The sequence below is a fragment of the Paraburkholderia sp. genome, from assembly GCF_028283785.1.
Classification (GTDB): Bacteria; Pseudomonadota; Gammaproteobacteria; order Burkholderiales; family Burkholderiaceae; genus Paraburkholderia.
On the sequence record NZ_JAPWKB010000014.1, the window covers coordinates 329,499 to 343,496 of the forward strand.

Consider the following 13,998-nt stretch of genomic DNA (forward strand, 5'->3'; position numbering starts at 1 on the left):
ACAAACCCAAAAGCATCTTCGGTTATCATCACCGCGACCTTACTGCATTGAAAAGAACATGAAGATGCCGCGCAAGAGGGTAATCGTTCTGACCGTGTTACTGCTCGCGTTGGCCGCCGCGCTGACCCAGGCAATCTTCCATCCATTCGGCCGCAAGCAGGCTCCGCAAGCCGAAGGCGAGATCCAGCTGGACATTCACCATCCGGACGCTGTCATCGACAGCGAAGCGCTGTCGCGACTGCCGCGCGATCTGCTCAAAGTCCCGCTACTGCACGATGTGCTGACCCAAGACTTCGTCGACTACTACGAATCCAATCCCACGCGTCTGTCCGCAGAAGGCGCATTGCGTCGTCTCGCATTCGAGCATCAACTGGATTTTCGTGACGAACTGCTGCGTCGCGTATTCGACGAACCTGCACACGTGCTCTTGTGGCGCTCGCCGGACGGCCGCCTCGGCTATTGGGTGATGTCGATCCGACGCAATGGCCTCGCCAAACTCCTGCAGGCGTTCGCCAGCGTCGCCACGAGCGATGCGCAACTGAGCCAGGTCGCGAAGCTGTCGAACGACGTGCCGGTCTATGCGTTGAAGCTGGCGGTCGGCCACACGTTGCTGTTCGCGTCGAAGGACGACCGGCTCGTCGTGCTGTCCGCGCCGGGCGTGCTGCTCGACGCGAAGGGCGGCGTGCTGTCGGATCGCGGCGATGCGGTCGCCACGTTGCTGACGTCGGGCAACGACGACGCCGCGCGCGCCTACGGGTTGCAGGCATCGGGCGATGCGCCGAACGGGCATCGGTTGATCGTGTCGGCGAACTATCTGTCGTTTGGCTACCAGACGTTCTTCCCCGGCATCGAAGCGTTGCGCTTCGACTTTAACGGCACGAACGGCACCGGTACGAACGGCACCGGCGCGAACTGGCAAACGGCCGCGCTGATCGACCCGGCCAGGCTGCCGCAACAATGGAACAGCGCTGCGCTGTGGCGAGCGTTGCCGGCGAACCCGGCCGCGTGCGCGAGTCTCCCGGCCGACTGGAACGCCGCGACGGCCTTGCTGGGCAAGATCGATACAGCCGACGCCGCGCCCGACGCGAAAGCCGCATTGACCGCCGCGTTGAGCGGGCCCGCCGCCGTTTGCTGGTACGCGAAATCCACGCTGGTCGCACCCGTGTTTATCGCCAGTGTGAAAAATGCGGACGCGGCGTCGATGACCGCGTTGAAAGCCACGCTCGGCAAAACCTTCGGCGACGTGATCGGTGCATACGAAGCGCGCGCCGCGCAACGCGGCGACGCCAACGGAACGAGCGGTTCCAGCAGCACCGCCGACGCATACCGCCGTCTCCCCGTCACCACCACCGACCGCAGCGCCGACGTCACGCTATGGCAGCGCCCGGTCAGCGCGCGCGCCGGCACCGCGCTCGCGAGCAAGGCGTCGTTCGCGTCGCAACTGTCGGCGGATCGTTACTTTCCGGTGACGCTCGCGCTGGCTCACGGCTATCTGATTTTTTCTCCCGATGCACGACTCGTCGACGACACGCTGGCCGTGCTCGACAAACGCTATCCCGCACTCGCCGATACCCTCGCGCCGCAGCGCTTGTCGCGCACGGTGTTGACGTTGACGCCCGCGTCGGCGGCGGCACTCGTCGAACGCGAAGCTGCCGCCGCGTTGCCCGCCGATCAGGAAGCGATCTTCCGTAACGCCGCACGCACGCATCTGAATCCGAAGTTGCGCGCGCTTGCCCACTATCCGTCGCTGTCGCTGAGCTTGCCGGCGTCGTTGCCGGGATCGACCGCATGGGTGCCGGTTGACTGGCAGTTCGAACGATCCAGCGCTAATCCGGCAACGGACGCCGACCCGACCGTGGCCACGCCCGACGCACCCGGCGTGCAAAACCCACAAGGCGGCCAGCCCACGCAGGCGACGCAAGGCGACTGACGATGCACGCACTCCGACGTCGCCGCGCCGCGCTGAAAACCGTGGCCGCCGCCATCGGCATGGTGGCGGCGTATGTGGCCGCGCCCGTGCCGCTCGCACACGCGTTGTCCGGCAACGCGCCCGCGCCCGATCCCGACGCGTTGTCGCCGCAACAGACCGCCGCGTTTCGCGCGTGGTTCGTGCGTATCGTCGATCAGCAATTGCGACGCGGACCGACGCCGCGCTGGACCCAGCGCGATTGCGCCGGTCTCGTGCGCTTCGCCGCCAACGAGGCGCTGAAGCCGCACGACGCGCGCTGGTTGCGCGCGAACGGGATGTCAGGCGCGGCCGACGCGAGCCGCCTGCCGCCCGAGCTGCAACTGTCGGCAGCGCAGCGCACGCTGACGAATCGCTGGACGCAGCTCGACGGCAGCATCGGCGCTTACGCGTCGGCGATCGCGCTGGTTCAGCGCAACAGCCGTTTCGTATCGAAAGACGTGAACCAGGCGTTGCCTGGCGACCTGCTGTTCTTCGACCAGGGCGACGATCAGCATCTGATGATCTGGCTCGACCGCTACATCGCCTACCACACCGGCACCGTCACGCCGACCGATACCGGTCTGCGCGCCGTCGCCGTTTCCGAGTTGATGCAATGGAAAGATTCCCGCTGGCAGCCGCTCGACGGCAATCCGAACTTCGTCGGCGTTTTCCGACTCGACTTTCTGACGCCATGACGCGCATTCGTCTTCATCTTCATCTGTCGAACCCGCGTCCGGTTCCTGCCGCTGTCCGCGTCCGCGCGATGCTGGCGGCGTGGCTCGTGACGATGCTCGTCGCGCTGCCGTTCGCCGCTGCGCCGACCTGCGCCCAAGCCGCGCAAGCCGCACAAGCCGCGCAGCCTGCATCCGGTGGCGGCTCCGACCAGAAAGCCGAACAGTCCGACGACGACAACATCGCCGCGAATCCGACCTTGCAAGCGACGCCGCCAAGCGGTTTCGACACGCAGAAGATCAACGGCCAGCCGTTCTTCCTGTTGTCGGATGCGAGCTTCGGCGCGGATCAGGTGGCGCAGGTGCGGCTCGAAGCGCCGGGCCGCGAATTTCGCAGCGAACTCGAAGGCTACGGCGGCGCGGATATCGTCGTGTATCGGGTGCCGAAACCGCTCGAATTCCTGAAGGCGCAGAAGAACCTGCATCGTCTGACCATCGCGCCGAACTATCAGGGCGAAGGGCTGGCGAACACGCTCGCGTATCTGTGGGACCGGTGGTTCACCGACGCGCGCCGCGCATGGCAACGCGTGCTGTCCTACGCGACCCGCAGCAACGCCACCGACGCGCAACCGCAACTTAAGCTCGGCGATCAGACCGGCAAGCCGACCCGTTTCGCTCCGGCCGCGCAATTCGCGCCGCTCAAGGGCTACGACCTGGTCGCGCGATTCCGCTATCCGATCTGGGACGCCAAAACGATCCAGCCGCCGGCGGGCGTGAAGCTCGAAGGGAGCAGCAGCAACTTTATCGAGCCGGCGTCGGGCAACGTGATGATTCCGGTCGGCAAACTGCCGCCGGGTCTGTATCTGGTCGAAGCGATGATCGGCAATTACCGCGCGCATACGCTGCTGTTCGTGTCGGACACGGTGGCGGTGGTGAAGGCGTCGTCGAGCGGACTGCTGGTGTGGACCGCGCGACGCGACAACGGCAAGCCGGTGCCGCGTACCAGCGTGAGCTGGACCGATGGCGTCGGCGTATTGCAAAGCGGCGCGACCGGCGACGACGGCGCGCTGTCGCTCGCGCATGTGAGCCCGGAGCGCAGCTATGTGCTGGGCGTCGATCCGGCCGGCGGCGTGTTCGTCTCCGAAAACTTCTACTACGACAGCGAGATCTACAACACGAAGCTCTACGCCGTGACCGACCGGCCGATGTATCGCCCCGGCGATCCGGTGCATGTGAAGTTCATCGGACGCACGTTCCAGAGCGCGACGCAGTCGTCCGCGCCGCAAGACGCCGATATCCGGCTCGACGTGATCGATCCGAACGGCGCGCCGGTGGCCAGCCGCACCGTCCATTTCACCGCCGACGCGGGCGGCGACACCGCGTTCACGTTGCCGTCGGCGGCCACGGCGGGCGGCTATACGCTGCGCTTCGACTATCGCGGCGATCTGTACGGCAGCGCGTTTCGCGTCGCCGAATACGTGAAGCCGCACTTCGATATCGACCTGTCGATGGACAAGGCCGACTACGCGACGGGCGAACCGCTGAAGGGCAAGATCCAGTTGCGCTATCCGGACGGCAAGCCGGTGCGCGACAGCACCGTCTCCGTGACCTTGCGCGCGCAAAAAGTCACGATGGTCGAAGGCGAACTGAAATACGCGGGCCTGTTTCCGGTCAAGCTCGAACAGCAGGAACTGAAAACGGACAGCGACGGCAACGCGTCGTTGAGCTTGCCCGCCGCGCAGGAACCGAGCCGTTACGCGCTCACGCTGTTCGCGCAGGACGGCGCGGCGTATCGCGTACGCGTGACGCGCGAAGTGCTGATCGCGCGTGGTGTGACGCCGTACCGGTTGAGCAGCGCGAAGTCGTTCACGCAGCCGAAAGACGCGGTCGAATTCGCGCTTGAGCCGCTCGGCGCGACGGATGCGAAAACGGCTGCCGGCGCACACGCGCCGACGAAGTGGGAATGGGTGCGGCTCGAATCGCGAACGAAGCGCGACGGCGTCGTGAAAGCCGCGGCGCCCGGTCTGGCAACCCGCTTTTCGGTGCCCTTCGACGAACCGGGTTCGTACACGGTTTCGGTCAAGGACGACGCGGGCAACCTGCTGGCCGCGACGAGTCACTGGGTGGCGGGCGACGGCGTGAAAGCGGTGCCGGGCAGCCTCGAGATCGTATTCGACCGCGACCGTTACCGCGCGGGCGATACCGCCGAAGCGCTGATCACGTTTCCGCAACCCGTCGACGATGCATTGCTGACGCTGGAGCGCGATAACGTCGAGCGACGCGCGTTGCTGTCGTCCGGCGGCGACTGGTTGAGCCTGCAACGCGTCGCGCCGTCGCAATGGAAGGCGCGCATCAAGGTCGGGCCCGCGTTCGCGCCGAACATGACGTTCTCCGTGCTGTACGTGCATGCGGGCGAATACGTGTTCCAGAACGCGGGGATCGTCGTCGAACAGCCGAGCCTCGCGCTCGATGTCAAAAGCGACAAGGCGGTCTATGCGCCGGGCGACACCGTCACGCTCGATCTCACCAGTGCGCTGAACGGCAAGCCGCAGGCGGCGAACCTGACGGTCAGCGTGGTCGATGAAATGGTGTACGTGTTGCAGCCGGAGATTGCGCCGAATATCGTCGATTTCTTCTATCACCCGCGTCGTAATAACGTGCGCACGTCGTCGAGCCTGTCGTTCATTACTTACGACCTCGCGATGTCCGCGTTGCGCGGCGCGCCGGGCGGCCCGCAGCGCGCGAACTACAACGAGCGCGGCGTGAAGGTGCTGGAACGGCCGCGTCGCGACGATCAGGACACGGCCGCGTGGCAGGCGAACCTGAAGACCGACGCGAACGGTCACGCCACGATGAGCTTCAGGATGCCCGATTCGCTGGCGCGCTGGCGCATCACGGTGCGTGCGGCGTCGGCCGACGGCATGGTCGGGCAGCGTACCGCTTACGTGCGTTCGGACAAACCGCTGTACCTGAAGTGGAGCGGCCCGAGTCATTTCCGCGCGGACGATCAACCCGCGCTCGACATGATCGCGTTCAACCAGACCGATGCGGATATCGATGCCGACTGGATCGTCGATGGCGGTGGTTTGAGCGTGAACAGAAAGGTCACGCTCAAGCGCGGCGCGAACTATCTGCGCGTGCCGTCCGCCGCGCTGAAAAGCGGCGTGGTGAACGCGTCGCTGCGGCGCGCGGGGCAGGACGTGGACCGCTTGCAAACCACGTTGACGCTCGACGCAAGCGGCTGGCTCGATCTGCATCAAACCACGATCGCACTCGACGCCGCCAGCAAGCCGCTCAATCTCGCGCCCGATGCGCAGAACGTCGGCGTGCGTTTCGTCAGCGGCGCGACTGGCGCGTTTTCGCGGGTCGCCGACGACCTGATCGCCTATCCGTACGGATGCGCGGAGCAGACGTCGAGCCGTCTGATTCCGCTGGCGCTGGCGCACGATGCGCTCGGCCGCGGCGATGCCGCGAGCGCGTCCGGCGCGTCCGGCGCATCAGGCACGTCCGGCACGGCAGGCGGCTCCGATGCGCCGCAGCCGCTGGACACGTTGTTGCGCAACGAACGCCAGCGGCTCGCGATGCTGGCGGGCGTCAACGGCACGTTCGGCTGGTGGGGCGACACGACGGGCGGCAGCGCGTTGATGACGGCCTATGCGTACTACGCGGACTGGCTCGCCAGTCGCAGCCTCGGCATCACATTGCCGCCGTCGAACTGGCAACACGCGCTCGATGTGTATCGCGATGCAAGCGCAAAGGAACCGCTGCTGGATCGTGCGCTTGCGTTGTGGCTGATGCAGCAGATGGGCTTGCCGGTCGCGACGCCGGTGTCGGGGGTCGCCGACCAGTTGATGCAGGCCAATGCCGCGCTTGTAGATCCCAAAGCTGCTCCGAAAGCCGATCCCGCTACCTTCGCCGCGACCGACAGCATCGTCCTCGCGCAAGCCGATTCGCCGCGCGGCACGCGGCTCGCGCTGGTGCTGACCGCGTACCTCGCGCGCGGCGTCAACGCGAGCGTACCGGACGGTTTCGATGCGGCCGCGACGGCGGCGCGAACCGCGCTTGCCGCCGATCCCGCGCCGCTTGCGCAGAGTCTGCTGTCGATGACAGGCGGCGAAGGCATCGATGCAGCCGCGTTGCTGGCCCGAAGCAGCACGGACTATCCGACGATCGATCGTGCGCTGACCTTGTTGTGGTTGCGCAAGGCATTGGGCGGCGACATGGGCGCTGCGGCGTCGTCGAACGGCTTGCCGTCGTTGCAGGGCGCGGGCTGGCAGCGCAGCGTCACACCGACCGGCTCGCCGGTCTGGTCGTGGCATGGCGCAGCCCAACCGGCCACGCTCGATATCGGCGCGGCGCGGCCCGATGTCAGCGCGCTGGTGAGCTTCCGCAGTCGCGCCGCGCAGGCGTCGCGCCTGCCGGTGACGATCGAGCGCCGCTGGTACAAGCTGGTGCCGGTTGCGCCCGTCGTGTCCGGCGATACGGGCAAGGACAAGGCCGCGAAGGACAACCCGCCGGGACGCGCGACGTTTTCGGCGAAGCTCGTGAAAGCCGGCGACGCGCTCGACAGCAATGCGCTGTACGTCGACGAAGTCACGCTGAAACCGCGTGCGGGCAGTGCGTTCCACTACGGTTTGCTCGATGTGCCGCTGCCGCCTGGCGGCGAAGTCGAAGCCACGGTATGGGGCGTCAGCATCGACGGTTTGCCGGGGCAGGGCGAGGGCGGCAGCGGGCCGCAACCGTTCCAGCGTCGCGCGACCTATGAGATGGGCGAGATGTCGTATCACCAGCCGGTGCCGTTGCTGGATCGTCCGGTGACGTTGCGTCAGCTGGTGCGCTTCGCGTTGCCGGGTGCGTTCGCGATGCCGCCTGCGCGCTATTTCCGCATGTATCAGCCGGACGCGAAGGCGTTCGAAGGCGGCAAGAGCGACCGGCTGACGACGTTGCGGATCGAGTAGGCGAGACCAGACGATGCGCGCGATCCTGTCGATGCTTTCGATGCTGCGGGCGATGATCGAACCGCGACCGCGACCGCGTGCGGTGAGCGCGTGGCGGGCGTCGTTCGTGTTGTGCGTCGCGGCGGCGTGCGCAGGCGCGGTCGCCGCGCAGACACGAGGCGGTGAAGACGGTGCGGCAGGCGCGGCGGCGGTGTCGTCGTCGTTGCGTTTTGCGTGGCTGCGCGATGGCGACGCGCAACTCTGGCAGTTCGACAACCGTTCGGCCGATACCGCGTCAACGTCAGCGGCTTCGCACATCGCGCCGCAAGCGTTGCCGCCCGGTTTGCAGACGCCGCTCGGCAGCGTGTGGAAACTGTTCGTCTACGGCTATCTGGTGGATCGCGGTATCGCGTCGGCGGATTACGTGTGCAACGGCGGCGATCCGGAAGAGGTGTATTGCTGCATGACCGGCGGCCGGGTCGATCGCGAGCACGCGCTGGTCCAGTCGTGCGGTCGCTACTTCGAACCGGCCCGTCTGCAACTCGATCCGTCCGGATGGCGCGATTACTGGCGCGCCGCACACGCGCCCGCATGGTTGCAGGATTTGCACGGACTGACGGCCGAGCGTCGCGTGCCGGTCGCGAGTCTGCTTGCCGCATTGCACGCGATGCCGCCGCGCGCGCGGATCGCCGCGTCGGGCACGCTGGTTTCGGTGCTGACGATCGGACGCGGCGAGGGCACGTTGCCGTGGTACGGCAGCCTGTTGCGCGCGAAGACGTGGACGATGCCCGATCCATCGAAGCCGGGCGCGTCGATCGGCGGCGCAGCGGGCTGGCTCGCCGACGGCACGCCGGTCTGGCTCGGCGGACCGGGCGGCAGTGCGCGCGTGCTCGCGGCAGCGGCACCGCACGTCGCGCCGCTGATCGCGCAGATCGATGTGCCGGACGACGACGCGTGCGTGCTGGTCGATTTCTTCGCGCGATATCCGGTGCGGGCGGTGTCGGCGGTATCGGCAGTATCGGGCGGCAATGGGCAAGCGACGTCGAAAGATGTCGTCGGCGGACCGCTGGACGGCGTGTTCAGTGTGGGCTTCGTCAACGGCAATGCGTTGCGGATCGAGAGTCGCGGCGAGTTGATGCTCGGACGCGTCGACGGTGCGCCGCGTGTGACGGGCCGATTCGGTATCAACGATTACGTCGCGCGGGTGGTCGAGCGCGAAGGCGACGCGCGTGAGCCGGAAGCGGCAAAGGCGCTGGCGGTCGCGGCGCGCAGCTATCTGGTTCAGCATGGCCGGCGGGATCACGGTTGCTGGCGGATCGACGACAGCAGCGCGACGCAGCGCGTGTTGCCGCGCGCCGCCGATGCCGCCGCACGTCGCGCCGCCGATCAGACCGACGCGCTGGTGCTGACCGGCGTGCCGGTTCAGTATCACCACGACAAGGCGTCGGCGGGGCAGATGAGCTGGCTGGCCGCGAAGTCGCTGGCGCAGGACGGCATGCGCTTCGACGCGATCCTCGCCAGAACCTGGCCGCAAGCCACGTTGACTTCGTTCGACAGTCCGTTGTCGGGCGACTGCGAGCCGGTTGCCGGCGCGCGTGACTGGCTGCGTCGAAACGCGGCGCAGTGGACGCGGCGGCTGGACGGCGTCGCAGGGTACGAAGCGCCGGATTTGCCGGCAGTGTGTGCCGTTCGCGAAGGCCGTCCGTACGCGGACGCGCAACGCAACCGGTTGTACGTCTATCGTCTTCAGACGGAAGAAGACCGCATCGCGCTGGCGCACGAGTATGTGCACCTCGCGTTTCAGCATCATCCGCGCGGCGTCGACGAAGCGTTCGTCGAGCGCACGGCGCGGACCTTGGTGCGCACGGAGAATCCGATCCAATGACACGTCTTTTTGATTCGAACGATGACGGACTGCGCATGAACGGCGCGAGCCCGTCTGCGACACCGACTTCGATATGCGGTTTGCGTCGGGGCATGCGTGGGCCGTCGAGCCGGGTTTCGACGATGGCGATTCTTATCCGGTCGGGCGCGCGGTATCTGGCCGGATGCGTGTGGCTGGTGTTGGGATGCGCCGGTGCGGCGCAACCGGCGAGCGCAGCCGATATCGATTTCGATGCGCCGTTGAACGGCTGGCGCAATACGACGGGCGACAGCGCGCAGTACACGCAGGACGTTCACTATCCGGCGGTAGCGGTCTCGACACCCGATGGGCAATCGAAGTTCGCGTTGATTACCGGGCATATCCGCAATGCGCCGAAAAAGGCGGGGACGTCGGTGGGCACGTTGATCGTCAACGGGACGCCGTTACCGCAGCGTATCGACGAAGACGGCGATTTCTCGCGACCTTATGCGTTTGCGGGCGGCAGCAATAGTGTGGAATTGCGGGCGCCGGGCGGCGCGCAAAAGCGCATCCAGTTTTACGACGGCAACAGCGGCAAGACCCAGCCGCGCTTGCGGATCGTGCTCGCGTGGGACACGGACGGAACCGATCTGGATTTGCACGTAGTGTCGCCGGATGGCGTGCATACGTTCTATGCGGATCGGGTTGCGCCGAATGGCGGCGCGCTCGATGTGGACGTGACGACGGGATACGGGCCGGAGATTTATTCGTCGGCTTCGCCGTTGAAGGGGGCTTATCTGGTTTATGTGAATTATTACGGGAGTGGTGGGGGCGGTGGCGATATGACGGTCGCGCAGATTTCGATCATCACGGATGAAAATACGCCGAGTGAAAAGACGGAGATGGTGAGGGTTCCGATGCGGAAGGCTGGGGAGTTGACGTTGGTTAAGAGGTTTGTTTTGCCTTAGGGGTTTGGGTTGGGTTGGTTGTTCCTGGGTTGGCGTGCGTGGCCTGTTTTCACGGTGGTTTGCTCGGTTGGCCCGGTTTGGTTGTCCCGTTTTCACGCTGGTTTGCCTGGATCGTCCCTGTGCGGGACCGCACCTACTTTTCTTTGCTCGCGCAAAGAAAAGTAGGCAAAAGAAAGCGCGTTTACCCCGCCGCTTCGTAGCGAGTGGCGGCTATCAATTATCGGGTAGTGGACCGCGCACGTTTGGAGTGGTCGGTCGGTTTGGCGTGGTGGTCCGCGCCCGCACATCCCGCCCGCTTCGCGGCGGTAGCCCACTTCAAAAACCCATTTGCGCCACGTCATTTGCCCGCTTTTTCGACGGTTCCGGCTTCGGATCGAAGCCCGGTTTGCGCCACGGCATTCGCCCAACTTCACGAAGGTTTCGACGTTCCTGGTTGCCAGGAATTTTGCGCGCGAGAACCGCCCGGCGCATGCCAGGAAAGTGGGTGTTGTGACCGACGGAGTTCGGCGCACGAATGACGCCGAGAGATAAAGACGGGGCTGTGCCCGTCGGCTGTCGCGGAGCGAACAGCCGGAACGAATGACTGCCTTGTCACTAGCTTAAGCGGCGCGGCAACTCAAATCGTGCGCGGACCACTACCCGATAATGAATAAACGCCACTCGCTACGGAGTGGCGGTGTAAACGCGCTTTCTTTTGCCTACTTTTCTTTGCGCGAGCAAAGAAAAGTAGGTGCGGTCCCGCACAGGGACGATCCAGGCATACCGACGTGAAACCGGGACAACCGAGGCAACCCAACCCAACCCAACCGCAAAAAAACACCCCAGCCGTCAGGCCAACAAAACCACCCCTAAAACCACCCCTTAAAAACCCCCAAAACCCTCCCCCCCGCCTGCACCCAAACATGCGAAGCAACAAACCAAGCCGCCCCCCACGCCGCCGCGACGACAATCAAATCGCAATGCCCGCTATTCCACAACCGTAACGAATGCCGCCCATAAATCCACGGCACACCAAGCGGATTCGGCCAGTCCGCGAGCAGATGCATCACACCGCCACAGGCAAACCCAAACACCACCGGCGCCACGCCACCCCACACGCCACCGGCACCTTGCCGCTCGCCAAGCAGATGAAACGACACCGCGAGCATCGCCAGCCAACCGATGCCCCAATGCGTCAACGTCCGATGCGTAATCCACAACCGACGCGAGCGCGACCACCACGCGACCTCCAGCCAGTCAGGCGCGGTCGCGCCCGCTACGCCAGCGATAAAACTGCCGATCGCCCAGATATACCCAGCGCCCGATGCGCCGCTTCGCGTGACGATCGCGGCTGCGATCAAACCGGCCGCCCAGCCGGTCGCGTGATGTGCTTTGTTGGAAGCCATGCAAAGACGCGCGTGTCGCGCATCGAAAATAAAGGGCGGGAATGTTCTCAGAACGGCGGGGAAATTGACAGCGTCAGCGAACCCGCTAACAAAAGAAATATCGTTGTTACGTTCGTGCGAGTTTCAGCTCTCTCGCAAGTGCTGAAACTCGCAACTACCGGTGCTAGCGCGGACGGCCTGACGTCACACCGCGCATCGCGCGATGTCGAAACGCATTTCCGGTTCCGGTGGATCGTCCGGGGCATCTGCGGGACGCATGACCTTGATGATCGAGCCGATTTGCGACGGCATCAACGTGACGAAGTACGAAGTATTCGAACTGGAGCCGACGGCTAGCTCGGTGGTCGCGCCGGCCATCGTCCGGTTGACGCGCGAGAGCCGTCCTTCGAGACAGTTGGCGACATACGATGCGCTGCGTTGCGACGACACATACATCAACGGCTTCGACGCGTCGCGCGCGGTAGGACCGCCCGACGAACCGCACGCGGCGAACAGCACAGTGGGAACCAGCAGAAGAAGTCTTTTCATGAGATGGATCGTCGGCGTCCCCGGTCATCAGCAGTGAGCACGACATAAGCGGGAACTTGGGGCGCGGGCGGAGCTATCGCTCCGCGACGAAACCGCGCTTCGCTTGCAGTTCGCTGATGATCGGCCATCAATAGGCTTGCAGTCGAATCCGCGGTTGAAGACCAGTATACCTGCGCGTCGCAGGCCACCCGATCGCAGGTCTCGCAGCACGTTTCGCGAACGGTATCGTCACCTGGCAGCACGCGCCATCGGCTGGCGCGAGACGCAAAAAAACGCGCATGCAATCGTATTGCGTGCGCGTTGTGTTACAGGCCGGATGGATACATCCGGCCTGCCTGCTACATGTGACCGTTTTCCGGGAACAGCGTCCCGGAAGCAGGTTCTTAGAAGCGGTGACGCAGACCGACAGCAACAGCCGTCTGGTTAGCCGTCGACGACGGCGTCAGCGTGTTGATCGACGCGACGTTCGCACCGAAGTTGCCGAGTTCGCCCGTTGCGTGCTGGTACACACCTTCCAGGTACACGTCCGTACGCTTGCTCAGCGAGTAGTCGCCTTGCAGCGACACCGTATGCCACTTCGGATCACCCGAACCGTTCGAGCCGGACATATGGCCGTTCGTGAACGTGTACGCTGCTGCCAGGCTCAACGCCGGCGTCAGTGCATAGCGGCCGTTCAGCTCGTAGTTGTCCATGTGCAGGTTCGTACCCGCGACGCCGCCGAGCGTTTCGCCGCCGACGTTCACGCCCGTGATGCCGTCCAGTTGCGTGTGCGTGTACACGAAGCCGACGTTAGCCGGACCGTACGCGTAGTTGATGCCCGCGCCGAACGTGCGTTGCAGGTTCGCTGCGATTTGCGCCGTGCCGTCACCTTGCGAAACCGCGCCGCTCAGGTTGTCGCTGCTGCCCGACTTGTTCAGTTGCAGGTACGAAGCGGCAACGCTCAACGGGCCGTTCACGTACGATGCGCCCGCGCTCCACGCACGGTTGTTCGAGAACTGGCCGGCGTCGTTGCTGAAGCCGTACAGGCCGCCGAACGTGAAGCCTGCGTAGTTCGTGCTCGTGTACTTGACCGCGTTCTTGACCGAGAACGAGTTGTCGAGGTTGTCGTTGTCGAACGGGTGAGCGGCCAGGTTGTTGCCGTAGCCCGCGCCCGTTTCCGACAGCGGCGCCAGATAGTCGACCATCGAGTCATATTGACGGCCCAGCGTCACCGTACCGTACTGGTCGCTCTTCAAACCGACGTAGGCCTGACGGTTGAAAATCGTGTTGCTTTCCGAGTACGCGCCGCTGTTGATGTTGAAGCCGCTTTCCAACGTGAAGATTGCGTGCAGACCGCCACCCAGATCTTCGTTGCCCTTCAGGCCGAAGTACGTGTTCGACACCGTGCCGCTGCCCTGTTGCCAGTTGCTGTGGCCACCCTGGTTGTTCGAGTACACGAGACCGGCGTCAAGCGTGCCGTACAGCGTCACGCTGCTTTGTGCGTGAGCGTTGATAGCGAAGGCACCCATGATGCCAGCAACGATGAGGGTTTTTTTCATGATTCGTAACTCCAAGACAGTGCGTAGAGAATCGAGTGGTTGAGTACATGCGGCAGATGTCGCCTTCATGACTAACGATTCGCACCGAAGTGTATTCGTACCCTCCATTATTTTGATGTCGCGAATCGCAACAATAATTTTCAAAAACGGTAATGGCGAAAAGGAATCGTCTTAAGTGTC

At 64.7% G+C, this 13,998-nt stretch carries 8 protein-coding genes; 5 read left to right on the forward strand and 3 right to left on the reverse strand.

Annotated elements, in window-relative coordinates; genetic code table 11:
• The first annotated feature begins 58 nt into the window (after positions 1-58).
• The 5 genes from PW947_RS17470 (at position 59) to PW947_RS17490 (ending at position 10,367) form a co-directional block, all read left to right on the forward strand.
• The gene (locus PW947_RS17470) at positions 59-1,930 is read left to right on the forward strand and encodes a DUF2138 domain-containing protein (RefSeq protein WP_299633599.1); all 1,872 of its coding nucleotides are present in this window, start codon (positions 59-61) and stop codon (positions 1,928-1,930) included.
• Between the two features lie 59 nt (positions 1,931-1,989).
• Positions 1,990-2,643: a DUF1175 family protein gene (locus PW947_RS17475; protein ID WP_299633691.1), complete on the forward strand. Its 654-nt coding sequence runs from the start codon at positions 1,990-1,992 to the stop codon at positions 2,641-2,643.
• Positions 2,640-7,577: an alpha-2-macroglobulin gene (locus tag PW947_RS17480; RefSeq protein ID WP_299633600.1), complete on the forward strand. Its 4,938-nt coding sequence runs from the start codon at positions 2,640-2,642 to the stop codon at positions 7,575-7,577. The genes PW947_RS17475 and PW947_RS17480 overlap by 4 nt, the downstream gene beginning before the upstream one ends.
• 13 nt (positions 7,578-7,590) lie before the next feature.
• A complete protein-coding gene (locus PW947_RS17485; protein ID WP_299633601.1) occupies positions 7,591-9,441 on the forward strand; it encodes a DUF2300 domain-containing protein in 1,851 nt (616 codons plus the stop codon).
• Positions 9,442-9,563: 122 nt separating this feature from the next.
• A complete protein-coding gene (locus tag PW947_RS17490) occupies positions 9,564-10,367 on the forward strand; it encodes a DUF2135 domain-containing protein (protein ID WP_299633602.1) in 804 nt (267 codons plus the stop codon).
• Between the two features lie 848 nt (positions 10,368-11,215).
• On the opposite strand, the gene PW947_RS17495 is transcribed toward PW947_RS17490, so the two are convergent.
• From PW947_RS17495 to PW947_RS17505, 3 genes are all read right to left on the reverse strand, one after another.
• On the reverse strand, positions 11,216-11,752 hold the full coding sequence (locus PW947_RS17495) for a metal-dependent hydrolase (protein WP_299633603.1): 537 nt from the start codon (positions 11,750-11,752) through the stop codon (positions 11,216-11,218).
• A gap of 183 nt (positions 11,753-11,935) precedes the next feature.
• Positions 11,936-12,280 carry a sugar ABC transporter ATPase gene (locus PW947_RS17500; protein ID WP_299633604.1) on the reverse strand — a complete coding sequence of 115 codons (345 nt, stop codon included), beginning with the start codon at positions 12,278-12,280 and terminating at the stop codon, positions 11,936-11,938.
• Positions 12,281-12,663: 383 nt separating this feature from the next.
• Positions 12,664-13,818, reverse strand: a complete 1,155-nt coding sequence (locus PW947_RS17505) for a porin (RefSeq protein WP_299633605.1) — start codon at positions 13,816-13,818, stop codon at positions 12,664-12,666.
• Positions 13,819-13,998: the final 180 nt, after the last annotated feature.